The 25,542-nt window shown below is 64.3% G+C and carries 23 protein-coding genes; 9 read left to right on the forward strand and 14 right to left on the reverse strand.

Translation table 11 applies throughout. The annotated features are described in order from the left end of the window. Nucleotides 1-677 precede the first annotated feature (677 nt). The 7 genes from ACK5L9_RS10220 to ACK5L9_RS10250 form a co-directional block, all read right to left on the reverse strand. Nucleotides 678-1,589 (reverse strand): carbohydrate kinase family protein, encoded by a 912-nt coding sequence (locus ACK5L9_RS10220; RefSeq protein ID WP_416911356.1) that lies wholly within the window; start codon nucleotides 1,587-1,589, stop codon nucleotides 678-680. Between the two features lie 93 nt (nucleotides 1,590-1,682). Further along, nucleotides 1,683-2,720 (reverse strand): DUF2927 domain-containing protein, encoded by a 1,038-nt coding sequence (locus ACK5L9_RS10225; RefSeq protein ID WP_416911357.1) that lies wholly within the window; start codon nucleotides 2,718-2,720, stop codon nucleotides 1,683-1,685. After that, nucleotides 2,717-3,901 (reverse strand): toxic anion resistance protein, encoded by a 1,185-nt coding sequence (locus tag ACK5L9_RS10230; protein ID WP_416911358.1) that lies wholly within the window; start codon nucleotides 3,899-3,901, stop codon nucleotides 2,717-2,719. Before ACK5L9_RS10230 ends, ACK5L9_RS10225 begins: the two co-directional genes overlap by 4 nt. A 120-nt stretch (nucleotides 3,902-4,021) precedes the next feature. Further along, nucleotides 4,022-6,205, reverse strand: coding sequence for a 3-hydroxyacyl-CoA dehydrogenase NAD-binding domain-containing protein (locus ACK5L9_RS10235; RefSeq protein ID WP_416911359.1), 2,184 nt, complete (start codon nucleotides 6,203-6,205; stop codon nucleotides 4,022-4,024). Beyond that, entirely contained in the window at nucleotides 6,202-6,699 is a 498-nt protein-coding gene (locus ACK5L9_RS10240) for a cupin domain-containing protein (protein ID WP_416911377.1), read from the reverse strand. The genes ACK5L9_RS10235 and ACK5L9_RS10240 overlap by 4 nt, the downstream gene beginning before the upstream one ends. Continuing rightward, complete coding sequence (locus ACK5L9_RS10245) at nucleotides 6,699-7,910, reverse strand: acetyl-CoA C-acetyltransferase (RefSeq protein ID WP_416911360.1); 1,212 nt, start codon at nucleotides 7,908-7,910, stop codon at nucleotides 6,699-6,701. The genes ACK5L9_RS10240 and ACK5L9_RS10245 overlap by 1 nt, the downstream gene beginning before the upstream one ends. Nucleotides 7,911-7,921: 11 nt before the next feature. Next, nucleotides 7,922-8,548 carry a glutathione S-transferase family protein gene (locus ACK5L9_RS10250; RefSeq protein ID WP_416911361.1) on the reverse strand — a complete coding sequence of 209 codons (627 nt, stop codon included), beginning with the start codon at nucleotides 8,546-8,548 and terminating at the stop codon, nucleotides 7,922-7,924. Between the two features lie 204 nt (nucleotides 8,549-8,752). Here ACK5L9_RS10250 and tolQ point away from each other — a divergent pair, with 204 nt between their 5' ends. The 8 genes from tolQ to ftsH are packed head-to-tail and all read left to right on the forward strand — an operon-like array spanning nucleotide 8,753 to nucleotide 17,599. Then, a complete protein-coding gene (gene tolQ, locus ACK5L9_RS10255) occupies nucleotides 8,753-9,448 on the forward strand; it encodes a protein TolQ (protein WP_416911362.1) in 696 nt (231 codons plus the stop codon). 3 nt (nucleotides 9,449-9,451) lie between these two features. Beyond that, nucleotides 9,452-9,904: an ExbD/TolR family protein gene (locus ACK5L9_RS10260; protein WP_416911363.1), complete on the forward strand. Its 453-nt coding sequence runs from the start codon at nucleotides 9,452-9,454 to the stop codon at nucleotides 9,902-9,904. A 3-nt stretch (nucleotides 9,905-9,907) separates the two neighbouring features. Continuing rightward, nucleotides 9,908-11,575, forward strand: a complete 1,668-nt coding sequence (locus tag ACK5L9_RS10265) for a protein TolA (protein WP_416911364.1) — start codon at nucleotides 9,908-9,910, stop codon at nucleotides 11,573-11,575. Between the two features lie 49 nt (nucleotides 11,576-11,624). Further along, nucleotides 11,625-12,944, forward strand: a complete 1,320-nt coding sequence (tolB, locus tag ACK5L9_RS10270; RefSeq protein ID WP_416911365.1) for a Tol-Pal system beta propeller repeat protein TolB — start codon at nucleotides 11,625-11,627, stop codon at nucleotides 12,942-12,944. A gap of 10 nt (nucleotides 12,945-12,954) precedes the next feature. Further along, entirely contained in the window at nucleotides 12,955-13,488 is a 534-nt protein-coding gene (gene pal, locus ACK5L9_RS10275; protein WP_416911366.1) for a peptidoglycan-associated lipoprotein Pal, read from the forward strand. Continuing rightward, nucleotides 13,488-14,420, forward strand: coding sequence for a tol-pal system protein (locus ACK5L9_RS10280; protein ID WP_416911378.1), 933 nt, complete (start codon nucleotides 13,488-13,490; stop codon nucleotides 14,418-14,420). The genes pal and ACK5L9_RS10280 overlap by 1 nt, the downstream gene beginning before the upstream one ends. Continuing rightward, nucleotides 14,417-15,652: a tRNA lysidine(34) synthetase TilS gene (gene tilS / locus ACK5L9_RS10285; protein ID WP_416911367.1), complete on the forward strand. Its 1,236-nt coding sequence runs from the start codon at nucleotides 14,417-14,419 to the stop codon at nucleotides 15,650-15,652. The genes ACK5L9_RS10280 and tilS overlap by 4 nt, the downstream gene beginning before the upstream one ends. Before the next feature lie 57 nt (nucleotides 15,653-15,709). Continuing rightward, the gene (ftsH, locus tag ACK5L9_RS10290; protein WP_416911368.1) at nucleotides 15,710-17,599 is read left to right on the forward strand and encodes an ATP-dependent zinc metalloprotease FtsH; all 1,890 of its coding nucleotides are present in this window, start codon (nucleotides 15,710-15,712) and stop codon (nucleotides 17,597-17,599) included. Between the two features lie 47 nt (nucleotides 17,600-17,646). Here the strand turns inward: ftsH and ACK5L9_RS10295 are convergent, their stop codons facing one another. From ACK5L9_RS10295 to ACK5L9_RS10320, 6 genes are all read right to left on the reverse strand, one after another. Beyond that, nucleotides 17,647-18,471 carry a sulfotransferase domain-containing protein gene (locus ACK5L9_RS10295; protein WP_416911369.1) on the reverse strand — a complete coding sequence of 275 codons (825 nt, stop codon included), beginning with the start codon at nucleotides 18,469-18,471 and terminating at the stop codon, nucleotides 17,647-17,649. Nucleotides 18,472-18,665: 194 nt separating this feature from the next. Next, entirely contained in the window at nucleotides 18,666-19,058 is a 393-nt protein-coding gene (gene ybgC, locus ACK5L9_RS10300) for a tol-pal system-associated acyl-CoA thioesterase (protein ID WP_416911370.1), read from the reverse strand. Beyond that, on the reverse strand, nucleotides 19,055-19,636 hold the full coding sequence (locus ACK5L9_RS10305) for a hypothetical protein (protein ID WP_416911371.1): 582 nt from the start codon (nucleotides 19,634-19,636) through the stop codon (nucleotides 19,055-19,057). The genes ybgC and ACK5L9_RS10305 overlap by 4 nt, the downstream gene beginning before the upstream one ends. A 138-nt stretch (nucleotides 19,637-19,774) precedes the next feature. After that, the gene (locus ACK5L9_RS10310; protein ID WP_416911372.1) at nucleotides 19,775-19,984 is read right to left on the reverse strand and encodes a TOBE domain-containing protein; all 210 of its coding nucleotides are present in this window, start codon (nucleotides 19,982-19,984) and stop codon (nucleotides 19,775-19,777) included. A 317-nt stretch (nucleotides 19,985-20,301) separates the two neighbouring features. Beyond that, on the reverse strand, nucleotides 20,302-20,928 hold the full coding sequence (locus tag ACK5L9_RS10315; RefSeq protein WP_416911373.1) for a CoA transferase subunit B: 627 nt from the start codon (nucleotides 20,926-20,928) through the stop codon (nucleotides 20,302-20,304). A 3-nt stretch (nucleotides 20,929-20,931) separates the two neighbouring features. After that, the gene (locus tag ACK5L9_RS10320) at nucleotides 20,932-21,636 is read right to left on the reverse strand and encodes a CoA transferase subunit A (RefSeq protein WP_416911374.1); all 705 of its coding nucleotides are present in this window, start codon (nucleotides 21,634-21,636) and stop codon (nucleotides 20,932-20,934) included. Nucleotides 21,637-21,899: 263 nt separating this feature from the next. Here ACK5L9_RS10320 and ACK5L9_RS10325 point away from each other — a divergent pair, with 263 nt between their 5' ends. Next, complete coding sequence (locus tag ACK5L9_RS10325) at nucleotides 21,900-22,613, forward strand: prephenate dehydrogenase/arogenate dehydrogenase family protein (protein ID WP_416911375.1); 714 nt, start codon at nucleotides 21,900-21,902, stop codon at nucleotides 22,611-22,613. Nucleotides 22,614-22,701: 88 nt separating this feature from the next. Here the strand turns inward: ACK5L9_RS10325 and topA are convergent, their stop codons facing one another. Then, nucleotides 22,702-25,392: a type I DNA topoisomerase gene (topA, locus tag ACK5L9_RS10330; RefSeq protein WP_416911376.1), complete on the reverse strand. Its 2,691-nt coding sequence runs from the start codon at nucleotides 25,390-25,392 to the stop codon at nucleotides 22,702-22,704. Nucleotides 25,393-25,542 lie beyond the last annotated feature (150 nt).

Raw genomic sequence — 25,542 nt, forward strand, 5'->3', positions numbered from 1 at the left:
CCGCGACGGGCGAGGCCCTGGGGCGCGAAGGCATCTGGGTCGATGCGCGCGGCCCGGGGCTACGCCTGTCCCCCGGCAACCGGACCCGCCCCGAGGCGACAGACGCGCTGTTCGATCTGATCAATCGCATTCGGGGCTGATCCCGTCGCGCCGCTGGCCGTGGCGTTGCATTGGCCTTTTGCGCAACGGGCGTTTCGGTTAGGCGCAAATTGCCCAGAAAATGCTGGGTTTGGTGCTGCACAGGGCAGGCACAGGGGCGGCACCGGATGTGCACAGGCTGTACACCGCTGTCATGCGTTACCGGGAACGTTTTCGGGAACTTCGGCGCTGCGAATTTTGCGTCCCGCGGTGGCCGGGGGGGCTATGCGCCCCCCCGACCCCCGGCATATGCCTGCGGCGCACTGGCTGAGCCTCCTGTGACGGAAGGGTCGATCACGGCATGAGTTTCCGCGTGATGCGGGCGCGGGCGGCGTTTGTGCAGTGGTTTTCTGTTTTGAGGATATGCGCCTGTGTGGCGGCTTGCGCGGGAATATGGCGCCGAGCTTGTCGTCCGCAGGGTGACTGCGCGCGAAGCGCGCCTTCGGCCGGGCGGCAGCGACGGGCCGGGCTTTGCCCGGCCCGCCCCCCTTTCCTGCCTTCACGGCGTTTGGCGGGTTTGGTGCCTGTTCTGCGGGTGGTCAGGCGGGCATTTCATGCGCCCAGGGCGGGTTGGCGCCGGGGCGTGAGACGGTGATGGCCGCCGCTTGTGCGCCAAGCGTCAGGGCAGCCGCGATCTGGTCAGGGGTGATCGCGGCAATGCCCGCTTTGGTCAGGACGCCTTGTCTGCCGAGGCTGGCCAGCACGCCCGCGTTGAACGTGTCGCCCGCGCCGATTGTGTCGGCGACCGTGGTGCGTACCGCCGGGACGCTGATGTCAGGGCCGGACCAGATCGCCCGTGCCCCCGCCTCGCCCCCGGTTTGCAGCACCAGTTTCGGCCCCAGTTTCAGGACTTCGCGCGCGGCATCCTGCGGCGGCAGGCCCGGATAGAGCCAGTCCAGATCGTCCGCCGACAGCTTGACGATATCGGCGTGGCGCAGCAGCCGGTCCAGCCGGGCGCGATGCGCGGCGGCATCGTCGATAAAGAAGGGGCGGATATTCGGGTCGATCATGACCGGCAGGCGCGCATGGTTCCGCGCGACCAGCGCCTCGATCGCCGCGCCACAGGGGTCGGGGACAAGGCTGATACCGCCGGCGAAGATCGCCTGTGTCCGGTCGGGCAGGGCGGGGATGTCGGCCGGTGCCAGCATCCGGCCTGCCGAGCCTTCGTCATAGAAGGAATAGCGCGCCTCGCCCCCGGTCAGCGTCACCAGCGCCAGCGTGGTCAGCCGGTCGGAACGCGGGCACAGGTCCAGATTGACGCCGGCCTCTTGCAGCGGGCGCAGCAGCATGTCGCCAAAGGGGTCGCGGCTGATCGGCCACAGATAGGCGACAGGCTCGGCCAGTCGCCCCAAAGCGATGGCGGTGTTATAAACCGCCCCCCCCGCCAAAGGCCGGAAGGCCCCGTTTTCCGGCACCATGTCGATCAGCGATTCGCCCGCACACAGGATCATGCCTTCCCCCCAATTGCCCCGAAACGCCCCGCGATCCGGCACTGTTTGCACCGGATATAGCCCCGCGATTCCGCGAGGTACAGGAAATCCTGCCTAGCCTTCGTCGGGCAGCAGTTCCTGCGCGATCTGGTGAACCAGGGGGGCGGCCTCGGCCTCGGTCATGCCGGGGCGCAGGCGTGGGTCATAAAGGATGCGCAGCAGCAATTCGTCATGCCGGGTCAGCAGGGCAAATTCCTCGTCATCGTTGAAGATCGAGGGCCGCACGGCAAAGCTGTCATTGGCCAGACCCATGCCCTGCGCCAGTTCCTCGTGGATGCAGGACAGGCGCAGCAGCGGCGGCAGTTCGGCACGGATCAGCGCGACGGCGTGGACATAGACATTGGAGTTGCCGCTGGAATAGGCAAAGACCGTGCAGTAATTCCCCTGCGCCAGATCGCGCATGGCGGCGATGTCCTCGGGCGGGATGCCGGGGACAAGGCTGGCAAGGCGCGGGCCAATGGCGCGGCGTTCGTCGTCATTCAGCACCAGAACGTGGAAATTCCCGCTGCCCGTAGTCAGCGTGACGCTGTGCTGGCTGGCGGTGGCCAGACGCCCGGCATAGGCCGAGACCGAGCTGCGGACCTGCGCCTGTGTCGCGGTGTCGATGGAATCGCCGAATTCCAGTTGCAGGCGCACCGGTGCGGCCCACCGTCGCAGCGGGGCAGGGCCGCCATCGGCCATCCGCCTGCCATCGGCTCCATATTCGTCGCGCAACGCGATCAGCGCGAAATCCTTCGCCAGCCGGTCAGCGTCGATGGGTGCGTCCAGCGGCAGGCTGTCGCGGCGCATCTTGCCCCGCGCCAGCAACGACCGTTCAACCCCGCCGTAGTAATCCTGCTGCGACTGGCTATTTGTGCTTGAGGCAGCCTCGGTCGCGGCGCGGTTGGCGGCGCGGTTGCGTTCGGCGCGCGCCTTGCGCAATTCCGCCTGATCCGCCTGCGGACGTTCGGCCGGCCGGGTGGGCAGGATCGGCGGCGGTGAGGTTTCCAGCCTGTCCTCGCCCTGATCCGAGCATGCGCCAAGCGACAGGGCGATGGCCAGCGCCAGAACAGAGGGCGAGGGGCGGCGGGACAGGCCGGCGACGCCGCTCATGGCAGGGCAGGCGCGTTCGGCGCGCCTTCCTGTGGCGCACGGCTGGCCTTGGCAGCGGCCAGCGCGTCGCGCAGATCGGCCTCCATCCTGGTCAGTTCCCCGGCGGCGGCGGCACGGCGGGCCCTGCCCTCGTCAGCGATGCGCAGGCTGTCCTCGATCGTGGCAATCAGTTCGGCATTGGCACCGCGCACGGCCTCGATGTCAAAAACGCCGCGTTCGGTCTGGGTGCGGATCTGGTTGTTGGCCTGACGCAGGTTTTCGGCGTTGCGGGTCAGCAATTCGTTGGTCAGGTCGCTGGCTTCGCGGACGGCGCGCGCGGCCTCGGCGCTGCGCTGAATTGTCACGGCCTGCGCAAGCTGGGTTTCCCACAGTGGCACGGTATTGACCAGCGTGCTGTTGATCTTGGTCACAAGCGACTTGTCGTTTTCCTGCACCAGCCGGATCGAGGGCAGCGACTGCATTGTGACCTGACGGGTCAGTTTCAGATCGTGGACGCGGCGGTCCAGATCGTCGCGCAGTGCCCGCAGATCGCGCAGCGCCTGCGCCTGCATCACCTGATCGGTGCCGCCGGTGATGGCGGCCTGTTGTTCGGGAATGATCGTACCGTCCAGTTCGCGCAGCTTTTCGGTGCCCGCCGCGATATACAGCGCCAGTTCGTCATAGAAGGCCAGCGTCCGGTCATACAGCAGATCCAGCGACTTGATGTCCTTCAGCAGGCGCTGTTCGTGGGTTTCAAGATCGCGGGTCACGCTGTCGATCTGGGTCTGGACCTGTTCGTAATTCGCCACGAATTTCGCAAACGGAGCCGATCGGCCAAGCAGGCGTTCCCACCAGCTTTGCTGGCGCCGCAGATCCAGTTCGGCGCTTGAAAAGCCCCGGATTGTCGTCACGATTTCGCGCAGGCTTTCGCCGGCGGGGCCGACATCCTTGTTCTTGACATCGGCCAGCATCTTCTGGCTGATTTCCTGCAAGCCAGACTGGGCGCGCGCGCCGAATCCCACGACCGAGCCGGAATCGCGCAGGTCGATTTCGGCCATCCGCTTGCGGATTTCCTGACTGGTGGCATCGTCGGCGGTTGCCATCTCGACCTCATCGGCCTGAGGTTCGGGCAGCACGACCGAGGTGATCTTTTCGACGTCTTTCTGCGCGGCTTCGGCACGGCGCTTGGTGTCTTCGGTCATCGGTTCTTCCTTTGACGCGGCCTTGTCGTCGCGCAACATAAGCTAAATTACCGGGCTTTCAACGGCAGAAGGGGGACGAAGCAACGTCCCCCTTCCGGTTCCTGTCATGTTAACGTCAGGTCATGCAGTCTGTTTGCGCCCGCCGAAGCGGCCATAGAAGCTTTGGCTCTTTTCCGCCATCTCGCGCAGCAGTGCTGGCGTAGCAAAGCGGTCGCCATGTGCGGCGGCCAGATATTCGCTGATTTCGACCGCGCGGGCCGCGCCCAGCATGTCCAGCCAGCCAAAAGGCCCTCCCGTCCAGGGTGCAAAGCCCCAGCCAAGGATCGCGCCCACATCGCCCTCGCGGATGTCTTCCAGCACGCCCTCTTCCAGTGCGCGCACGGCTTCCAGCGACTGGATCATCATCAGCCGGTGCTGCGCCGCAGTCAGGTCGGGCTGATCGTCCGTTTTCGGCCAGTTCTGCGCCAGCCCCTGCCACAGGCCCAGCCGCTTGCCCTTGTCGTCATAATCATAGAAGCCGGCCTTCGCCTTGCGGCCCATGCGACCCTCGTCGAACAGCTTGAACAGCACCCCGTCAATCACGGCACCCGGATAAGCGTCGCCCATTGCGGCCCGCGTCGCCTTGGCGATCTTGACGCTGAGTTCGATCGAGGTTTCATCGACCAGTTGCAGCGGCCCCAGAGGCAGCCCCATCATCTTGGCGGCGTTTTCGATCAGGACCGGGTTGACGCCTTCGGCCAGCATGCGCACGCCCTCGTTCAGATAGGGGATGATGCAGCGGTTGGCATAGAAAAACCGCGCGTCATTCACCACGATGGGGGTCTTGCGGATCTGGCGGACGAAATCCAGCGCCTTGGCGACGGCGCGGGTGCCGGTCTTTTTGCCCTTGATGATCTCGACCAGTGCCATCTTGTCCACCGGGCTGAAGAAATGGATGCCGATGAACTGTTCCGGGCGCTTGCTTGCCTGTGCCAGATCGCTGATCGGCAGGGTCGAGGTGTTGGTGGCGAAAATCGCGTCCTCGGGGATCACTGCCTCGACCCTTGCCGTCACCTCGGCCTTGACCGCAGGGTCTTCGAACACAGCCTCGACGATCAGGTCGCAATCGGCCAGCGCGGCATAGTCGGTTGTCGCGTTGATCAGGCCCAGAACCTGCGCCTTCTTCTCTTCGGTGGATTTCTTGCGGCTGATGGCCTTGTCCAGCAGGCCCGTGGAATAGGATTTGCCCCGGTCGGCGGACTCTTGCGTGGAATCGATCAGCACGACCTGAATGCCCGCCAGCGCGCTGACATAGGCGATGCCCGCGCCCATCATACCCGCGCCCATGATGCCGACCTTTTTCACCGACTGGTCGGGCATATCGGGGCGGTTCGCGCCCTTTTCCAGCGCGCCCTTGTTGATGAACAGGCTGCGGATCATCGCGCTGCTGCTGGGGTTCATCACGACATTGGTGAACCAGCGCGCCTCGATCTTCAGCGCCTGATCAAAGGGCACCATCGCGCCTTCGTAGATGGCGGACAGCATGGCGCGGGCAGCCGGATAGACGCCCATGGTCTTGCCATGCACCATCGCGCTGGCCCCGACATAGGTGGGAAAGCCCGGGGCGCTGTAGGGTTCGCCGCCCGGCATCTTGAAGCCCTTGGCGTCCCACGGCTTGACCAGATCGGCGTCGCCGGCGTTCAGCACCCATTCACGCGCCGAGGCGACAGGATCGGCCACCACCTCGTCGATGATCCCGGCGGCCTTTGCCTTGGCTGGATCGCTTAGCTTGCCCTCAAGCAGGAAGGGCGCGGCACCCATCACCCCCAGCTTGCGCAAAAGGCGCATCGTCCCGCCCGAGCCGGGAAAGATTCCGACCAGAATTTCGGGCAACCCGATCTTGGCCTTCGGGTTTTCGGCGGCAAAGATGCGATGCGTGGCCAGCGGGATTTCCAGCCCGATTCCAAGTGCGGTGCCGGGCAGGGCGGCCGCGACGGGCTTGCCGCCCTTCTTGGTCTTGAAATCCATGCCTGCCAGCTCGATCTTGCGCAGCACGCCATGCAGGGCCATTACGCCGTCGAACACGCCCTGCGCGCCGTCATTCTTCATTTGCGCAAGGATGTTCAGGTCCATGCCTGCGGCGAAATCCTTCTTGCCGCTGGTCACGACGATGCCCTTGACGGTGCCATCGGCCAGCGCGTCGTCGATCAGCGCGTCCAGTTGCCGCATGCCGTCAAAGCTGAGGACGTTCATCGACTTGCCGGGCACATCCCAGGTGATGATGGCGACGCCGTCGGCGTCCTTTTTCATGGTGAAATCGGTCATTTCAGGTCTCCCTTCGGCGCGAGATTGCGGGGGCCCGCCCATTCGCTGCCGTCATGATAGGTAAAGCGTGTATTGCCGCCGTCGATATGGACCAGCATGTCCACGTCGGAATAGGTCGCGACCTCGCTGTCGGACTTGGTTCCGACAACAAGAAAGCTGGCAGGCGCGTCCGAGCGGTTAACAAAGCGGTGCCCGTTCGGCACGCCCGCCTTCCACGCGGCGCAATCGCCCGGCCGCATCGCGGTCTCGCCTTCGTCCTCGATCAGAATCAGATCGCCGGTCAGGACCATGGCGAATTCGTCCTCGCGCAGGTGCCAGTGGCGCAGGCTGGCGACCGCGCCCGGTTGCAGCGTGACGATATTCGCGCCGAACTGCGTCAGCCCTGCCGCCTGCCCAAGACGCAGGGACGACCGTCCCGCCATCTGGCTGTTGTAAGGCTCGGGATAGATCGAGCCCGTCCTGACCGGTGCGCTGTCCAGATCGATTTTCGGCATCATACGCGCTCGATGATCGTGGCCGCGCCCATGCCCGAGGCGATGCACAGCGTCGCAAGCCCGACATTCTTGTCCTGCCGTTCCAGCTCATCCAGCACCGTGCCGATGATGATCGCGCCGGTTGCGCCAAGAGGGTGGCCCATCGCGATGGATCCGCCATTGACGTTGACCTTTGCCGGATCCACCTGAAATGCCTGCATAAAGCGCAGAACGACGCTGGCAAACGCCTCGTTCACCTCGAACAGGTCGATATCGCCGATGCTCATGCCGCTTTCGGCCAGGATTTTCTCGGTCACGGGAACCGGGCCGGTCAGCATGATCGTGGGATCGCTGCCGATCTTGGCGGTGGCGCGGATGCGGGCGCGGGGTTTCAGGCCATGGGCCTTGCCGAATTCCGCGTTCCCGATCAGCACCGCCGCCGCGCCGTCCACGATGCCCGAGCTGTTCCCGGCATGGTGAATGTGGTCGATATGGTCCAGATGCGGGTATTTCAGCATCGCCACCTTGTCAAAGCCGGGCATCGTTTCGCCCATGTCCCTGAAGGCAGGTTTCAGCGCGGCCAGATCGGCGGCAGAGGTGGCGGGGCGCATATATTCGTCGCGGTCCAGAATGGTCAGTCCGTTCTGGTCCAGAACCGGCACGATGGATTTCGCGAAACGGTTCTCGTCCCAGGCCTTCGCGGCGCGACGCTGCGATTCCACGGCCAGCGCGTCGGCCTGTTCGCGGGTAAAGCCGTATTCCGTCGCGATGATGTCGGCGCTGATGCCCTGTGGCACGAAATAGGTTTTCATGGCCAGACCGGGATCGACCGCAATCGCCGCTCCGTCGCTGCTCATGGGGACGCGGCTCATCATTTCGACGCCGCCGGCGATATAGGCCGAACCCGCGCCGCCCCTGACCTGATTCGCGGCAAGGTTCACGGCCTCCATGCCGCTGGCGCAGAACCGGTTGATCGACAGGCCGGGGATCGATTCGTCCAGATCGCTGGCCAGAACCGCGCTGCGGGCCAGACAGCCGCCCTGTTCCCTGACCTGCGTGACATTGCCCCAGATCACGTCCTCGACGGCGTGACCCTCCAGCCCGTTGCGTTCCTTGACTGCGTTCAGCAGCCGCGCGGACAATGCCAGCGAGGTGACTTCGTGCAGGCTGCCATCAGGCCGCCCCTTGCCGCGCGGCGTGCGGGCCGCGTCATAGATAAAAGCGTCGGTCATGAGTCCTCCTGTTACGCCCGGTCCGAAGGGTTGCCGGGCATCAGATCGTAAGGGTGCTTCCAGCCCGGAAGATCAGCGATCCGGTCCAGCCAGCGGTCGATATGAGGCCATTCGGCACGCGCAAAGCCGAACGGTTCCGGGTAGTAGAGATAGCCGCACAATGCAAAATCGGCGATGGTGGACGTTGCGTCGCAAACCCAGTCACGTTCCGTCAGATGCGCGTCCAGCACCCTGTAAGCCGCCTTCATCCGCGCCTGCTGCCAGCCGATCACCTGTTCCGGGCGCTTTTCCGGGGGCACGAAATTCATCATGAATCGCAGCATGCCGGCCTGTCCTGACATTTTGTGATTGTCGAACATCAGCCAGCGCAGAACCTCGTTTCGGTCGCCGCCAAGAAACTTGCCGGTCTTTTCGGCGATGTGAAGCTGAATCACGGCGGATTGCGTCAGGGTCAGGTCGTTTTCGCGAAAGACCGGAACCTCGCCCATCACGTTCAGCGTGCGGAACGCGGGCGTGCGGGTCTCGCCGTTGAAGAAATCGACATAGACGGGCCGCCAGTCATATCCGGCCAGTTGCATGGTCAGCGCCGCCTTGTAGGCATTGCCGGATTCGCCAAAGCACAAAAGCTGTGCGGTCATGTCCGTTCCCCTTTCCAGTTTCCCCAAGGGTCATTGTGATCAGGAACCGCCGCTTGTCACCCGGCATTTCGCCGCTGCATGGCCTCTTTTATACGATCTTGCGCGCGAATATGTGACAGCAATGTGTTACGGCAGGGATGGAACCCCTGATAAAGAGGGGTCAGAAGGCCCCGGAAACGGCCCGATGACGATGAGGCAGTGACGATGGAACCCATTCAGGCCGCTCAGGCCATCGACTTTTCGCTGGTCGCGCTGTTCACGCGCGCCTCGCTGACGGTCAAGATCGTGATGATCCTGTTGATTTTCGCCTCGTTCTGGGGCTGGGCGGTGATCATCGGGAAATTCCTGACCTTCGCCGCCTCGCGCCGCGAGGCGGCGCGCTTTGACCGGGCCTTCTGGTCGGGCGAACCGCTGGACGACCTGTTTGATCGCATGGGCGAGACGCCTTCGGGCGCGTCCGAGCGGGTCTTTGCCGCTGGCATGACCGAATGGCGGCGTAGCCACCGCGATGACGGCGCGCTGATTCCCGGCGGGGTGCAGCGCATCGACCGGGCCATGAACGTCGCCATCCAGCGCGAAGAGACGCGGCTGTTTCGCGGGCTGTCCTTCCTGGCGACGGTGGGATCCACCGCGCCCTTTATCGGGCTGTTCGGCACGGTCTGGGGCATCAAGAACGCGTTCGAGGGCATCGCCATGTCGCAAAACACCAGCCTGGCCGTCGTCGCGCCGGGCATCGCCGAGGCGCTGCTGGCGACCGCGCTTGGCCTGCTGGCCGCGATTCCGGCGGTGATCTTTTACAACAAGCTGTCGGGCGATGCCGAACGCATCACCGGCAACTGGGAAGTGTTCGCCGATGAATTCTCGACCCTGTTGTCGCGGCAGATGGACAGCGAGGGCTAGGCCATGGCCGATGTCGTCAAGCGGGTCAGGCGCAAGGGGCGGGGGCGGCGGCGCAATGCGCCCATGTCCGAAATCAACGTCACGCCCTTTGTCGACGTGATGCTGGTCCTGCTGATCATTTTCATGGTTGCCGCGCCGTTGTTGACAGCCGGGGTACCGCTGAACCTGCCCCGGACGGCGGCAACCGCGGTGCCGTCCGAACCCGAGGAACCGCTGGTCATCTCGATCACCGCCGACGAGGCGATCACGCTGATGAACGAGCCCGTCGCCGACGATCAGGTCGTGGCACGGCTGAGCGCCGTTCTGGCCGAACGCCAGACCGACCGCATCTTCCTGCGCGCGGACGGTGCCATCCCCTATGCCCGTGTGGTGCAGGTAATGGGGGCGCTGAACGCGGCGGGTTACACCAATATCGTGCTGGTCACCGATACCGGCGGCCCGCGCATGGATGGCTGAGGAATGGAAGACCGGGCGCGCAGCATCGGCTATTGGGTTTCGGGGACAGCGCATCTGGCGCTGATCCTCTGGGCTTTGCTGGGCGGGGTGCTGTTCCGCCCGCAGCCTGCGACTTCGGTGCAGATGACCCCGATTGCCACCATGAGCGGGGCCGATTTCGACGCCTATGCCGCCGCCTCGCGCGGGGCGGGGCCAGTGGCGCGGGACGCCACTGCCGTGGCCGGGCTGACCCCGCCCGATACCGCCGATGGGACCGCAGATCTGCCCGCCGGTGCCGTCGCACCCGATGTCGAGGCCACGGCGCAGGCGCTGGCCACACCCGATAACGCCGAGGCCAGCCCCGATCTGGCCGATGTTCAAAGCCAGGCTCCGGTGGCGGTTGCCACTGACATTCCCGCGCCCCCGCCCGCGCCCCTTGCCGTCGAGGATATGCCAGCCGCCCCTGTCCTGACCGAACGGCCTGCGACGACGACGGAACCGCCGCGCCCCGAGGCTCCGGCGCAGGACAGGGTGGCGGCGCAGCCGGTTTCGCCCCGCTCGGCGCTGGCGCTGGACCAGTCGGCCCGCCCCCGCCTGCGCCCCGAAGGCCTGGTCGAGGATCGCAACGCCCGAATCGCAGCACAGGAGGCTGCGGCGGAGGCGGCGCAGGAAGCTGCGGCAGAGGCGGCGCAGGAAGCTGCGGCAGAAGCGGAACGGCAGGAAGCTGCGGCAGAAGCGGCGCGGCAGGAAGCTGCGGCAGAGGCGGCGCGGCAGGAGGCGGCAGCAGAGGCGGAACGGCGGGAGGCGGCAGCGGAAGCGGAACGGCGGGAAGCGGCGGCGGAGGCGGAACGGCGGGAAGCGGCGGCAGAGGCGGAACGGCGGGAAGCGGCGGCCGAGGCGGAACGCGCCGAACGGCAGCGGGCCGAGCAGGAGCGGGTGGCGCGCGAAGAGGAACAGCGACGCGCCGACCAGGCCCGTGCCGAGGCCGAGGCCGAGCGTCAGGCCGAAGCCGAGCGTCAGGCCGAGGCCGAGCAAGAGCGTCGGCGGGCGTTGGAAACCGCGCTTGAGCAGGCATTGCAGGACGATGCCGGGGCTGAGGGGACGGATACCACGTTGACCGGCGATGCGGTCGGCGGAAACCGGCAGCGGATCGAGGGGGGCAGCAACGCCTCGGTCGAACAGGATCCTCTGGCGGCGGCGCTGTCGGACGCTTTGTCCGGTGCCGCAGCCCCCGAGGCGACCGAGATTCCTCCGGACCAGATGCAGCTTCAGCCCGCGCCGATCAGATCGACGCCCCTGCCGGACCCGGATCAACGGTCCGACGCCGGAACGCAAACAGAAGGGGCTGTGCCGCTTGGCCAGCCCCTTACCTTTTCCGAACGCGAGGGATTTCGCCTTGCGGTCGCGGATTGCTGGAACCGGGGCGCGCTGTCGGTCGAGGCGTCACGGATGCGCGTCTCGGTCGCCTTCGAATTGGGCCGCGATGCGCGCCCGCTGCCGGGCAGTCTGCGTCTGGTCGATGCACGCGGCGGCTCGCAACCGGCCACGCAGAACGCCTATGAGGTCGCGCGCCGGGCGATTCTGATGTGTGGCGGCGCGGGCTATCCGCTGCCAGCAGAGAAATACGGACGCTGGCGCGAGGTCATCGCCGATTTCGGCCCCGACGGAATCGGACTTCACAGTACCGAATAGGCGCGAATGCCGCCTTTTTTCCCGGCGGTAACAAGGATAAAGAGGACACATGTTGCGACATCTGACACTTGCCCTTGCGATTGGCCTGACCGCCGCGCCCCTTGCCGCCCTGCCAGCATTCGCGCAGGACGGCCCCTTGCGAATCGAGATCACCGATGGCGTGGTCGAACCCATGTCGATCGCCATTCCGGCTTTTCACGGCGATTCCGATCTGGCCGCGAAGATCCGGCAGGTCGTGGCCGACGATCTGACCGGAACCGACCTGTTCCGCGAAATCCCGGTCGAGGCGCAGATTGCCCGCCCGGCCAGTTTTGAGGACGCGGTGGCCTATGAGGACTGGCGCGCGATCAACACTCAGGCGCTTGTCACGGCCGAGGTGACGGGGCAGGGCGATGAGATCAGCGTTAAGTTCCGGCTGTTCGACGTGTTTGCAGGTCAACCTCTGGGCGATGGGATGCAGTTCGACGCGGGTGCCGCCAACTGGCGCCGCGCCGCGCATAAGATCGCAGACCAGATCTATTCCCGCTTGACCGGCGAATCGCCCTATTTCGACAGCCGTGTGGCCTTTGTGCAGGAAACCGGCCCCAAGGATGTGCGCATCAAGCGCATCGGCGTTGCCGATTATGACGGCCAGAACCTGCTGTGGATGACCGACAGTTCCTCGCTGGTGCTGGCCCCCGAATTTTCGCCCGATGGACGCAAGCTGTTGTTCACCAGCTTTGACAGCGGCTTTCCGCAGATCCGCATGCTGGATGTGGCGACCGTGACCTCGCGTCCGCTGACCCAGGGCGGTGACAGCATGGCCTTTTCACCGCGTTTCAGCCCGGACGGGCGCTGGATCGCCTATTCTCTGGAACGGCAGGGCAATACCGACTTGTATCTGATGGATGTGGCAACCGGCGCGCAGCGACCGCTGACCAGCTCGCCCTCGATCGAGACCTCGCCCAGCTTCAGCCCCGATGGCCAGCGGATCGTGATGGAATCCGACCGCTCGGGCACGCCGCAGCTTTATGTCATCGGGCTGGACGGAGGCGAGCCCACGCGGATCAGTTTCGGCGACGGGCGCTATGGCGATCCGGTATGGTCGCCCAAGGGCGATCTGATCGCCTTTACCAAACGGCAGGGCGACCGCTTTCATATCGGCGTCATGCGGACGGATGGTTCGGACGAGAAAATCCTGACCGATTCTTTCCTTGACGAAAGCCCGACCTGGGCGCCGAATGGCCGGGTTGTGATGTTCACTCGGGTGACTCCGGGCGGCAATGGTGAGCCCCGGCTGCATTCCGTCGATATTACCGGTCGCAACATGCGACCACTCAAGCTGGATTTTGCCGCATCGGACCCCACCTGGGGGCCACTGCTACCGTAAGGACGACGCCATGATTGCCACAAGATACGTGCCGATTGCCGCCTGCCTTTTTGGGCTTGCCGCCTGTGGATCGACCGCGCCGCAGCAACAGGTTGTCCATGATCCCTATGCCAATACCGCCAATGGTGCCCTGTATCAGGGCCAGCTTGGTGCCGGCAGCCTGACGGGTGATGCAACGGCCGAATATTTCCGTTCGCAAGTGGGCGACACGGTGCTGTTCGCCGCCGATCAGACCACCCTGTCGCCCGAGGCGCGGGCGATCCTGACCCGGCAGGCGGAATGGCTTAACAGCAATGTCACCTTCTCGGCGGTCCTTCAGGGCCATGCCGAGGAAACCGGCACCCGCGAATACAACCTTGCGCTTGGTGCGCGACGGGCCAGCGCGGTGCAGGAATATCTTGTCGCGCAGGGCGTTGCGTCAGGCCGGATCCGCACGCTCAGCTTTGGCAAGGAACGCCCGGTCGGGATCTGTTCCGACGAAAGCTGCTATGCGCAGAACCGCCGCGTCATCACCGTCGTGTCCGACAGCGGGGCCGGGACGTGATGCGCAAGACCTTTTTGGCGGTGGCCCTGGCGGTTCTGTCCGCACTGCCTGCCGCAGCGCAGCACCAACCGACGCTGGCCGATCTGCGCGCCGAGTTGTCTCGGCTCAGTACCGAATTGCAGGGCCTGCGCGGGCAGTTGATGGCCTCGGGTGCCGCGGGGTTCGAGGCGGCAGGCGGCGATTCCGCCATTGACCGCATGAACGCGATGGAACGGCAACTGAGCGTGCTGACCGACCGCACCGAACAATTGCAGAACCGCATCAACCGTATCGTCGAGGATGGCACGCGGCGCATCGGCGACATCGAATTTCGCCTGTGCGAGATGGATGAAAGCTGCGATCTGGGGGCACTGACCTCGCCCGAACTGGGCGGGCTGGCGACGGGAGGCGTGACAATGCCGACGCTGCCGCAGCAGCACCCCGCCGCTCCGGCGCATGCCCCCGCGGCGACGGCGGCCGAGCAGGCCGAATTTGATGCGGCGAACGCGGCGCTTGGGGCGGGCGATTTCGGCCGTGCGGCGCAGTTGTTCGGTACGCTGGCCCAACGCCACGCGGGCGGCCCCCTGACCGCCGAGGCGTTATTTTTGCGCGGGGCAGCGCTGGAAAGCGCGGGCGATGCGCGTGCCGCCGCATCCGCCTGGCTGGAAAGCTTTGCCGCCGATCCCGACGGCCCGCGTTCGCCCGAAAGTCTGCTGGGTATCGCCCGCGTCATCGCCACCGAAGGCGATACGGTCGCGTCCTGCCTGTATCTGGCCGAGGTTCCGGCCCGCTTTCCGGGCAGCTCGTCAGCGGACGAGGCTGAACGCCGCATGACCGTGCTGGATTGTGGCAGCGCCGATCTTGGGTTGGCCGAAGGCACTGCCCTGCCCGAGGACGGGCTGGCTGACGGGCTTGACCCCGAAGCCGCCGCCGATATGGCCGAACATGAATGAACCCCGCCTCATCTGACCCCGAATCCCGAATTCGTGGTGCACTGGACCGGCTGGCGGGGGATTTGCCCGCCTTCGGGCTTGCCGTGTCGGGCGGGGGCGATTCCATGGCGCTGATGCGAATAGCCGCCCAATGGGCCAAGGGGCGGCAGGTCATGGTTGCGACCGTCGATCACGGGCTGCGTGCCGAAAGCGCCGCCGAGGCGCGGCAGGTCCATCGTGCCGCCCTGTCGCTGGGGCTGAACCATGCCACGCTGCAATGGCAGCGCGAAACCGAGATCGGCAATCTGATGGCCAGCGCCCGCGATGCGCGGCTGCGGCTGCTGTCGGGATGGGCGCGACGCAACGGCCTGCCCGCCGTTCTGCTGGGCCATACCCGCGACGATCTGGCCGAAACGCTGATCATGCGGCTGGCGCGCGGGTCCGGGATTGACGGGCTGGCTGGCATGGCCGAATGCCGCGAGGCCTTTGACATGACATGGATCCGTCCGATGCTGACGGCGGGCCGGGCCGAGATCCGCGACTGGCTGCGCGCGCGCGGCATCGGCTGGATCGACGATCCCAGCAATCAGAATACCGATTTCGACCGTATTCGCATCCGCAAGGCGCTGGCGGCCTTCCAGATGGATATTCCGGCGCTGGCGCGGTCCGCCGAACATATCCGCCAGGCGCGCGATGCGCTGTCCTATTACGCCGCGCTGGCCTCGGACAACGCGATCACCCGTAACGGCGCACTGATTCTACCTCGCCGCCCGTTCCTTGAAGCCCCCGCGGAAATCGGCCGCCGCCTGCTTGTGGCCGGATGCCGCTGGATCAGCGGTGCCGATTATCCGCCCCGCCGCACGACTGTTCTGCACGCGCTTGATGCGGTGCTGGCAGGCAGCCGGGTCACTTTGGACGGGGCGCTGGTCGAACCTTCGGGTGATCAGGTCCGGCTTGGCCGCGAACCCGCTGCCGCGTTGCGCGCGCCCGACAGTGACGGGCCGGTCTGGGATAATAGGTGGAATATCAGTGGTTTGCAGCCGGGCCAGCATATTGCCGCAGTGGGGCAGAATGCGCTGCCGGGTCTGAACTGGCGTGCGTCCGGCCTGTCCCGGACAGAGGCGGCGGCAAGCCCCGGCATCTGGCAGGCGGGCCAGTTGATCGCCGCGCCGCTTTTGCGGCCCGGTGGTCACGTCCGCGCGACCCCGTTGCGGGGCGCCTCAGATTTCCGCAGACTGGTGATGGCGCATTGAACCTGCGCCCATAATCCCTATTTACAGGGGAAACCGATTTCTGCCGGAGGACCCGTCTTGGGCAACGCACGCAATCTGGCCTTCTGGGTCGTCCTGTTTCTGATGATCCTGGCGCTGTTCAACCTGTTCAGCGACGGGACGGCGACGATGAACAGCAGACAGATCACCTATTCCGATTTCATGCAGCGGGTGGATGCCGATCAGGTCGCCGCCGTTACCATCGATGGCGAGGATCTGGCCGTCACCGGCAAGGACGGTCAGCATTATGTGACCGTCCGCCCCGAGGGCGAGGAAATCGCCGACAAGCTGATCGCCAAGGATGTCGAGGTGAAGGTCGTCAAGCAGCAGCAATCGGGCATCATGTCCCTGCTGGGCGTCTGGCTGCCCTTCATCCTGCTGATCGGCGTCTGGATTTTCTTCATGAATCGCATGCAGGGTGGCGGCAAGGGCGGCGCGATGGGTTTTGGCAAGTCGCGCGCCAAGCTGCTGACGGAAAAGCACGGGCGTGTGACCTTTGACGATGTGGCTGGTATCGACGAGGCGAAAGAGGAACTTGAAGAGATCGTCGAATTTCTGCGAAACCCGCAGAAATTCAGCCGTCTGGGTGGCAAAATCCCGAAAGGCGCGCTGCTGGTCGGCCCTCCGGGCACCGGTAAGACGCTGCTGGCCCGCGCCATTGCGGGCGAGGCGGGTGTGCCGTTCTTTACCATCTCGGGGTCGGATTTCGTGGAAATGTTCGTCGGTGTCGGCGCGTCCCGCGTGCGCGACATGTTCGAACAAGCCAAGAAAAGCGCCCCCTGCATCGTCTGTATCGACGAAATCGACGCGGTGGGCCGGTCGCGCGGGGTCGGCATCGGCGGCGGCAATGACGAACGCGAACAGACCCTGAACCAGTTGCTGGTCGAGATGGACGGCTTTGAGGCCAATGAGGGCATCATCATCATCGCCGCCACCAACCGCAAGGACGTGCTGGACCCGGCGCTGTTGCGGCCCGGTCGCTTTGACCGCCAGATCCACGTGCCAAACCCCGACATCAAGGGGCGCGAGAAAATCCTGCATGTCCATGCCCGCAAGGTTCCGGTCGGCACCGATGTCGATCTGCGCATCATCGCGCGCGGCACGCCGGGCTTTTCCGGTGCCGATCTGATGAATCTGGTGAACGAGGCTGCGCTGATGGCCGCCCGCATCGGTCGCCGCTTTGTCAGCATGGAGGATTTCGAAAACGCCAAGGACAAGGTCATGCTGGGCGTTGAACGACGTTCCATGGTCCTGACGCCCGAGCAAAAGGAAAAGACCGCCTATCACGAGGCCGGGCACGCCGTCGTGGGCCTGTCGCTGCCGAAGTGTGACCCGGTCTACAAGGCGACGATCATCCCGCGCGGCGGTGCGTTGGGTATGGTCGTGTCGCTGCCGGAAATGGACCGCCTGAATTTCCACAAGGACGAGGCCAAGCAGAAACTGGCCATGACCATGGCGGGCAAGGCGGCCGAGATCATCAAATATGGTGAAGAGGGCGTCAGCAACGGCCCTGCGGGTGACATCCAGCAGGCCAGCCAGTTGGCCCGCGCCATGGTCATGCGCTGGGGCATGTCGGACAAGGTCGGCAATATCGACTATGCCGAGGCGCATGAGGGCTATTCGGGCAATACCGGCGGCTTTTCGGTTTCTGCCGCAACCAAAGAGCTGATCGAACAGGAAGTCCGCGACCTGATTGAGGAAGGCTATGTCGAGGCTCGTCGTATTCTGCTGGAAAAGAACGACGAATTTGAACGACTGGCGCAAGGACTGCTGGAATACGAGACCCTGACGGGTGAGGAAATCGGCAAGGTCATCCGGGGCGAGGCTCTGGGCGGTGATGACGATACGCCGGGCAGTTCGATCCCGTCCGTCACCTCGGTCCCGAAAACCGGCAAGCCTGCGACCGATGGCGACCCCGCCCCGGCCTGACGATTGCGCTCAAGGCCCGCCCGTCCCGGCGGGCCTTGCGCCTTGGGTCAGGCCAGATATTTCCGGCCCGCCCACAGTTCCTTTGCATCGGGAAATGCGTCGGCCACCTGTTCATAGGTGCCCCGATAATGATTGGCGCAATATTCCAGCGCCTTTTCGCTGATCTCGAAACGCTCTTTCGCGGTATTGGCTTTGGTTGCGGCCAGCGCCGGACGACAGTCGATGCCGATGAACTGCGACAGGTCGGCGATGGCTTCGGGTGTGAAAAGCTGTTCGTAGAACAGGATTTTCACCTGATCCTCGTCGCAACCCTGCTTGAGCGCGGCCAGGGTCGAGGCGTAATTCGTACGCATCTCGCAGGCATCTGATGTGACATATTCACGAAAGGCGCTGTCCAGATCAATATCGGTACGAACCCCTTCCTGCACCGTACCGGGGGCTGCCTTGTGCCGGTTCATGGAAAAGGCAGACACGCAGCGCGCCAAGGGATCGCGCATCAGAAAGATGAATTTCGCGGTCACGCCGGATTTCGCGAATGTCTTGCTGATTTGTCGAAACCTGTCTTTCGACAGGCCGGCATAAGAGGGCGTGATATCGGCGGCGACCCCGCCATTCCTGAGGCAGTAATTGAAATATTTGAAATAGGCATATTCAGAGCGTCGCAGAACGGACATGCCGAACTGTTTCCTGTTGCGCCAGTTGAATGGCAGATGTGGTAACAGCGCCTTTGGCAAATCCCTGATATCCCAGACGTGAAATTCCTTGGCCTCCAGCGGGCCGGGTCTGAATTTCCTGTCGGTGACGATATAGTGATGCAGCCAAGTGGTGCCGGCCTTTTGCGCGCCGACCCCGAAAACGAATGTGCGTTCCAAAACAGCGCCCCTGTGAAGCGCACCCGTTTCGAGAGTAAAAAATTAAAAATCACAATCTTTACACGAAAACTCGGTGCGGGCGCAGTTTCAATTACTCACTGTGATCCAAGTAGTATAGTACCAACGATCCCGTTAAATAAACAATTATTACTGCATTTCAATTGTTTTATTCGGTGGGCAGATGCGCCCCGCGGTCAGCCCGCCATGGCATCAATCAGGCCAAGGGGCAGGCGCGACGGGCGGCCGTGGGTATCCAGACAGGCCACCGTGACCTGCGCGGTAAACAGAACCTCGTCGCCGCGCAGCACTGCCTGATCCATAACCACCCGCGCTGGCGTCGCCCTGGCCAGTCTGGTCGTCACCGTCAGCAGGTCGTCGAACCTGGCCGGGCGCAGATAATCGGCCTCGACCCGGCGGACGGCGAAGACATGGCCCGTCGCCCGTTTCATTTCCGCCTGATCCACCCCAAGCCTGCGCAGCCATTCCGAGCGTCCGCGCTCGATGAATTTAAGATAGTTGGCGTAATAGACGATACCCGCAAGATCGGTATCTTCGTAATAGACGCGCAGGGTGATCCGGTGGGTCATGACACCCCGCGCGCCAGCCGCGCCGACAGGCGCAGCGCATGGGCCGGGTCCGTGGCCGCCACCGCCAGGACCGGATCATAGGCCGCCCGGATCAGCGCCGCCAGATCCGGCGCGGGCGTCACGTCATGGGCAAAGGTCAGCAGGCTGTTCATCACCAGCGCCTCGGCCAGTTGCGCCGGATGCGCGCCCTTCAGCGTGCCGCCCATACGGGTGAAGGTCAGGCAGGCGCGGATGCCGCCATCGGGGTCAAAGCGGAAAATTCGGTACCGGTCAGCCCGCAGCCCGGCCAGTCGTGTGGGCAGGTCGGGCATGCCTGTCAGCCGGTCCAAATCGGGCAGGCCGGTCAGCTCGTCCCAGTCATGCATGAAGAACAGCATCATGTTGCTGCCCATTTCGGGGTCGGTGTCGGTGACAGGGTGCCCGGCATGGCCGAAACCCGCGCGAAGCACGTCGCGAAAGATGTCCAGCGTCTGATCGGCCAGACCAAAGACCACCGGCGCGGCGGGCCGACCCCATTTAGCGCAGAGGAAGCTGCCGTCCTCGCGGGTGAACAATCCGGCAATCCGTTCGGGGGTCATGTCCGTCCATGCGTGGCTTGTGTTGCCCAAGGCATAAGCGCGGCAGGTCCGCCGGTCCAGTCCAGGCGTGGTGAACCGGCGAAGATTTCGGACCGCGAACGCGATCGCGCGCGACAATCGCGGCCTGCGGTCGGGGTGTCAGCCGTCTACGCCGACCATTACATCGGTGGCCTTGATCACCGCCGAGGCCTTTGCCCCGACCTTGAGGCCCAGTTCTGCGACCGCCTCATTGGTGATTGACGCGGTCACGATCTTGCCGCCCAGATCGATGCGCACATGGCTGGTAACAGCGCCGGTTGTGATCTCGGTCACGGTTCCCGGCAACACATTTCTTGCGCTCAGTTTCATAATAAATACTCCTCGTTACGACGTTGCACATTCCTGCGGACGGGCGGCGACCGAGTGGCGGTCGCCTTGCGAAAGGGTCGGCCGCAGTATTGCAGATACTGCGACATGCCCAAACATGAGGCAAGTCCTTACCTCTGCCCGCGAGGCGAGGCGCGACCTGACAGGCAAGGTAACACCATGAAATCCTGAGGATTCATGGATGAAGAGGTGACTGACCGGACCTCGCCTGCGACAATAGGCCCATGCGGCGGATGATGCGCGAAACGAAAACGGGGGGCCTGCGCCCCCCGTCTGTGTGTCCGCGCAAGGCCCGCCGCTCAGTTGACGATGGTGGCCTCGGTCGATTTGCGCATTTCCTCATCGCTGACGCCATCGGCCAGTTCGACGATCTTCAGCCCGCCGGGAACCACGTCCAGAACGCCCAGATTGGTGATGATCCGGTTGACCACGCTTTTGCCGGTCAGCGGCAGGGTGCAGGATTTCAGCACCTTGGATTCGCCGTGTTTGTTGGTGTGATCCATGACCACGATGACCTTGCCAACGCCCGCGACCAGATCCATCGCGCCGCCCATGCCCTTGACCAGTTTGCCGGGGATCATCCAGTTCGCCAGATCGCCATTCTCGGCCACCTCCATCGCGCCCAGGATTGCCGCCGCGATTTTGCCGCCCCGGATCATGCCAAAGCTGGTGGCGCTATCGAAATAGCTGGTGCGTGCCAGTTCAGTGATGGTCTGCTTGCCTGCGTTGATCAGGTCGGGGTCTTCCTCGCCCTCAAAGGGGAAGGGGCCCATGCCCAGCATCCCGTTTTCCGATTGCAAGGTGATGTCCTTGTCGCCGACATAGTTGGCCACCAGCGTCGGGATCCCGATGCCAAGGTTCACATACATGCCGTCATCCAGTTCCTGCGCCGCCCGCGCGGCCATCTGGTTCCGATCCCACGCCATGTCTCAGGCCTCCTCACGCTTGCGGGTGGTGCGCTGTTCGATGCGCTTTTCGTGTTCGCCCTGAATGATCCGGTGGACATAGATGCCGGGCAGGTGGATGTGATCGGGGTCAATGCTGCCGCGCGGGACGATTTCCTCGACCTCGACGACGCAGACCTTGCCGCACATCGCTGCCGGAGGGTTAAAGTTGCGCGCCGTTTTGCGGAACACCAGATTGCCGGTGTCATCGGCCTTCCATGCCTTGACGATGGACAGGTCGGCGACGATCCCGCGTTCCAGGATATAGTCCTGACCGTCGAAATTCTTGACCTCCTTGCCGTCTGCAATCACGGTGCCCACACCGGTTTTCGTATAAAAACCGGGAATACCACAGCCGCCCGCGCGCATCCTTTCGGCCAGCGTGCCTTGGGGATTGAACTCCAGCTCAAGCTCGCCCGACAGATACTGACGCATGAATTCCGCATTTTCGCCAACGTAAGAGCTGATCATCTTGCGGATCTGGCGCGTGTCCAGCAGCTTGCCCAAACCGAACCCGTCCACGCCGCAATTGTTGCTGGCGATGGTCAGATCCTTGACCCCGCTTTCGACCAGCGCGTCGATCAGCAATTCGGGGATCCCGCACAGGCCAAAGCCCCCCGCGGCGATGAACATCCCGTCCTTCAGAAGGCCGTCAAGGGCCTCGGTTGCATTGCCATAGACCTTTTTCATCGGTCCTCCCCTCGTGGAAACCTGTCCTGGCGCTTGTTGTGACCCGCAGGAAACGCAGTGTCAATCAGCGCCGGAATTTCGTAACGGCACTTGACTTGCCGTGCCTATCCACGCATCAAATCTGCATGAATCCGTTATCCGCTGCCTTCGCGACCTATTATCGCCCGCTGACATAGCGGGGGCAGCAGCATGTCAACCGCGCGGGGCCGGGCGGTTGATCACAGACAGAACCACGACCTTGCGCAACTTCGGAAGGTCGTCCCATGTCCGCGCCAAGTCTTGCCATCGTCGGGTTCGGAGCTTTCGGGCAATTGATCGCCCGGCATCTGCGCGATCATCTGCCAGTCTGCATCTGCGATCCGGTCAATCGGGTCAACGATCTGCCGCAGGTCGATCTGCCTGCGGCGGCGCGTTGCGACATCGTCGTGCTGGCTGTGCCTCTGTCGCAGATGCCGGACGTGCTGCGGGCGATCGCGCCACATCTGCGGCCCGGCGCGTTGGTCATCGACGTGGCTTCGGTCAAGATCCGGCCCGCGCAACTGATGCAGGAGATTCTGCCCGATCACGCCCGGATCGTCGCCAGCCATCCGCTTTTCGGCCCGCAAAGCGCCGCAGGGGGGCTGCGCGGGCACCGGATCGCCTGGTGTCCGCTGCGCGGCAGGGGGCTGGGGCGGGTGGCGGCCTTTCTGCGCAGTCTGGGCCTGAAGGTCGTCGCGACAACGCCCGAACAGCATGATCGGGACATGGCGCTGGTTCAGGGGCTGACGCATCTGATCGCGCGCAGCCTGGATCAGATGGGGCCGATGCCCCAAGGTCTGACCACCGCCAGCTTTCGCCGTCTGATCGAAGCCGCCGCGATGGTGCAGGCCGATTCGCCCGAATTGCTGCGTACGATCCTTACGGAAAACCCCCATGCGGAACCCGTGCGGCGCTGCTTTTTGTCTGCCGCCGCACGGATCGCGGGTCACGCCGCCTGATACCCGGTCCCGCCCTCTCTCGTCCGGGCGACGTTCGGCACAGATGTCACCACCGCCGCAAAGGGCGCGATGCGGCGGCGGGCATTGTCTATTCGGCGGCCTGGGTGGCTGCCTTGGCCCCGGTTTTCTTTGCCGCAGCCTTTTTCGCCGACGTTTTCTTTGGGGCGGCTTTCTTGGCGGCGGGCTTTTTCTGTGCCGCCTTTTTAGGAGATTTCGCTGCCTTCGCTGCGATCAGTTCCAGCGCCTGTTCGACGGTGATGTCGTCGGGGGTCAGGTCGCGTGGCAGGGTCGCGTTGATCTTTTCCCATTTCACATAGGGGCCATAGCGCCCGTTCATCACCTGAATCGCGCCGCCATCCGGGTGATCGCCCAGTTCCTTCAGCGCCGTGGCTGCCGTCCGCCCGCGCGTCTGCTTGGCGGCCAGAACCTCGACCGCGCGATTCATGCCGATAATGAACACCTCGTCCACATCGCGCAGATTGGCGTATTTCTTGCCATGCTTGACATAGGGGCCATAGCGTCCGATCCCGGCCTCGATCAGTTCGCCATCCTCGGGATGCGGGCCGACCGGGCGGGGCAGGGACAAAAGCTGCAAGGCCTGGGCCAGTTCCACCTCGGCCGGGTTCCAGCCCTTGGGAATCGAGGCACGAGGCGGTTTCGGCTGTTCCTCGGTCGCCTCGCCGCGCTGGACATAGGGGCCAAAGCGCCCGGTTCTCAGGCTGATTTCGTCGCCATCGTCATGGCCCAGCAGCCGGTCGCCCACCGGTTCCTCGCCATCGGGCGCAGACAGCGGGCGGGTATAGCGGCATTCGGGATAGTTCGAACAGCCGATGAAGGCCCCGCCCGAGCGCGCGGTCTTCAGGTTCAGCCTGCCCTTGCCGCAAAGCGGGCATTCGCGCGGGTCGCCGCCATCGGCGCGCGGTGGGTACAGATGGGGGGCCAGCGCGTCGTCGATCGCCTCCAGCACCTCGCCGATGCGCAGATCGGATGTCCCCTCCAGCGCCTTGGTGAAATCCTTCCAGAAGCGGCCCAGAACCTCGCGCCACAGCAGATCGCCAGCGCTGATCTCGTCCAGTTCGTTTTCCAGATCGGCGGTGAAGTCATAGCTGAGATAGCGCGGGAAATACCTGACCAGAAACACCGTGACCAGACGGCCCTTGTCCTCGGGGAACAGGCGGTTCTTGTCCTTGCGGACATAGTCGCGGTCCTGAATCGTGGTGACGATGCTGGCATAGGTCGAGGGGCGGCCGATGCCCAGCTCCTCCATCCGCTTGACCAGTGTAGCCTCGGTATAGCGGGGGGGAGGCTGGGTGAAATGCTGGCGCGCGGCGACGGATGCGGCATCGTTGGCGATCAACCCTGCGGCGGCAAGCTGGCCCGCCGGGCTGTCGTCGATTACCTCGCCTTCGGTGCCGCTGGCCTTTTCGTATTCGGCCAGAAAGGCGTTCGGGACCAGTTTCGCCGCCTCGCCTTCGGCAATGGCGGGCAGGCGGGCACTGTCCTCGCCCTCGTCATCGTCGCGGCCCTGATCATAGACCCGCAGGAAGCCGTCGAACAGCATCACCTGGCCGGTCGCGCGCAGCCCGACCTGTCCGTCGGGGCTGGCGATTTCGACCGTGGTGCGTTCCATCCGCGCGGCTTCCATCTGGCTGGCGATAGTGCGCTTCCAGATCAGGTCGTACAGCCTGCGCTGATCCTCGGCGCTGACTTTCAGCTTGTCGGGCGACAGCATCATGTCCGTCGGCCGGATGCACTCATGCGCCTCTTGCGCGTTCTTGGCCTTGTTTTTGTACATGCGCGGGGATTTCGGCAGGTATTTCTCGCCGAATTTCGCCTTGATCGCGTCGCGCGCGGCCATCACGGCCTCGGGGGCCATGTCGATGCCGTCGGTCCGCATATAGGTGATCAGCCCGGCCTCATACAGACGCTGCGCCGCCGCCATGCAGGCCTTGGCGCCCATACCCATCTTGCGGCTTGCCTCTTGTTGCAGGGTCGAGGTCATGAAGGGCGGCCAGGGGTTGCGGCTGGCGGGTTTGGCAGTGACGCCGGTGACGCGCAGATCGCGCGAGGCGACGGCGCTGACTGCCATCGCGGCCTTTTCGGCATCGGGCAGGTCATAGCGGTCCAGCCGCGATCCGGCCAGCGACACAAGCTGCGCGTCGTATTCGTCGCCGCCGGGCGTCGCCAGACGCGCATGGACCGACCAGTATTCACGGGCCCTGAACGCCTCGATCTCCATCTCGCGGTCGACGATCAGGCGCAGGCAAACCGACTGCACCCGGCCCGCCGATTTCGCGCCCGGCAGCTTGCGCCACAGGACCGGCGACAGGTTGAAGCCGACCAGAGACTCCAGCGCGCGGCGGGCCAGATCGGCATCGACCAGCGCCTGATCGATCTGGCGGGGCTGTTTCATCGCCTCGGTCACGGCGGATTTGGTGATCGCGTTAAAGGTGACGCGATTCACCTCGCTTCCCTTTTTCAGCGACGAGGCCAGAACCTGTTGCAGATGCCACGAAATCGCCTCGCCCTCGCGGTCGGTGTCGGTGGCCAGAATCATGTTCGGGTCGTCCTTCAGCGCATCCTTGATCGCCTTGACATGCTTATTTCTGTCGCTGGCGACCTGCAATTTCATGTCGAAGTCATGGTCAGGATCGACGCTGCCGTCCTTGGGCGGCAGGTCGCGTACATGGCCAAATCTGGCCAGCACACGGTAGTCCTGACCAAGATAGTTCTCGATGGTTTTCGCCTGTGCGGGCGATTCGACGACAACAACTGGCATTTAGACCTCGGACGATCCTTCAAGGGGGCGGCATCATGAGTGCGCGAGGCCAGAGTGTCAACGGTCCGCAAGCGCGCCGGTTGAGGAATGCGATGGATGCGCAAGCTCGATCAGGTTGCCGTCGGGGTCGCGCAGATACAGCGAAAGGAC

Source organism: Paracoccus sp. (in: a-proteobacteria), assembly GCF_047973135.1.
In the GTDB taxonomy this organism is placed as follows: domain Bacteria; phylum Pseudomonadota; class Alphaproteobacteria; order Rhodobacterales; family Rhodobacteraceae; genus Paracoccus.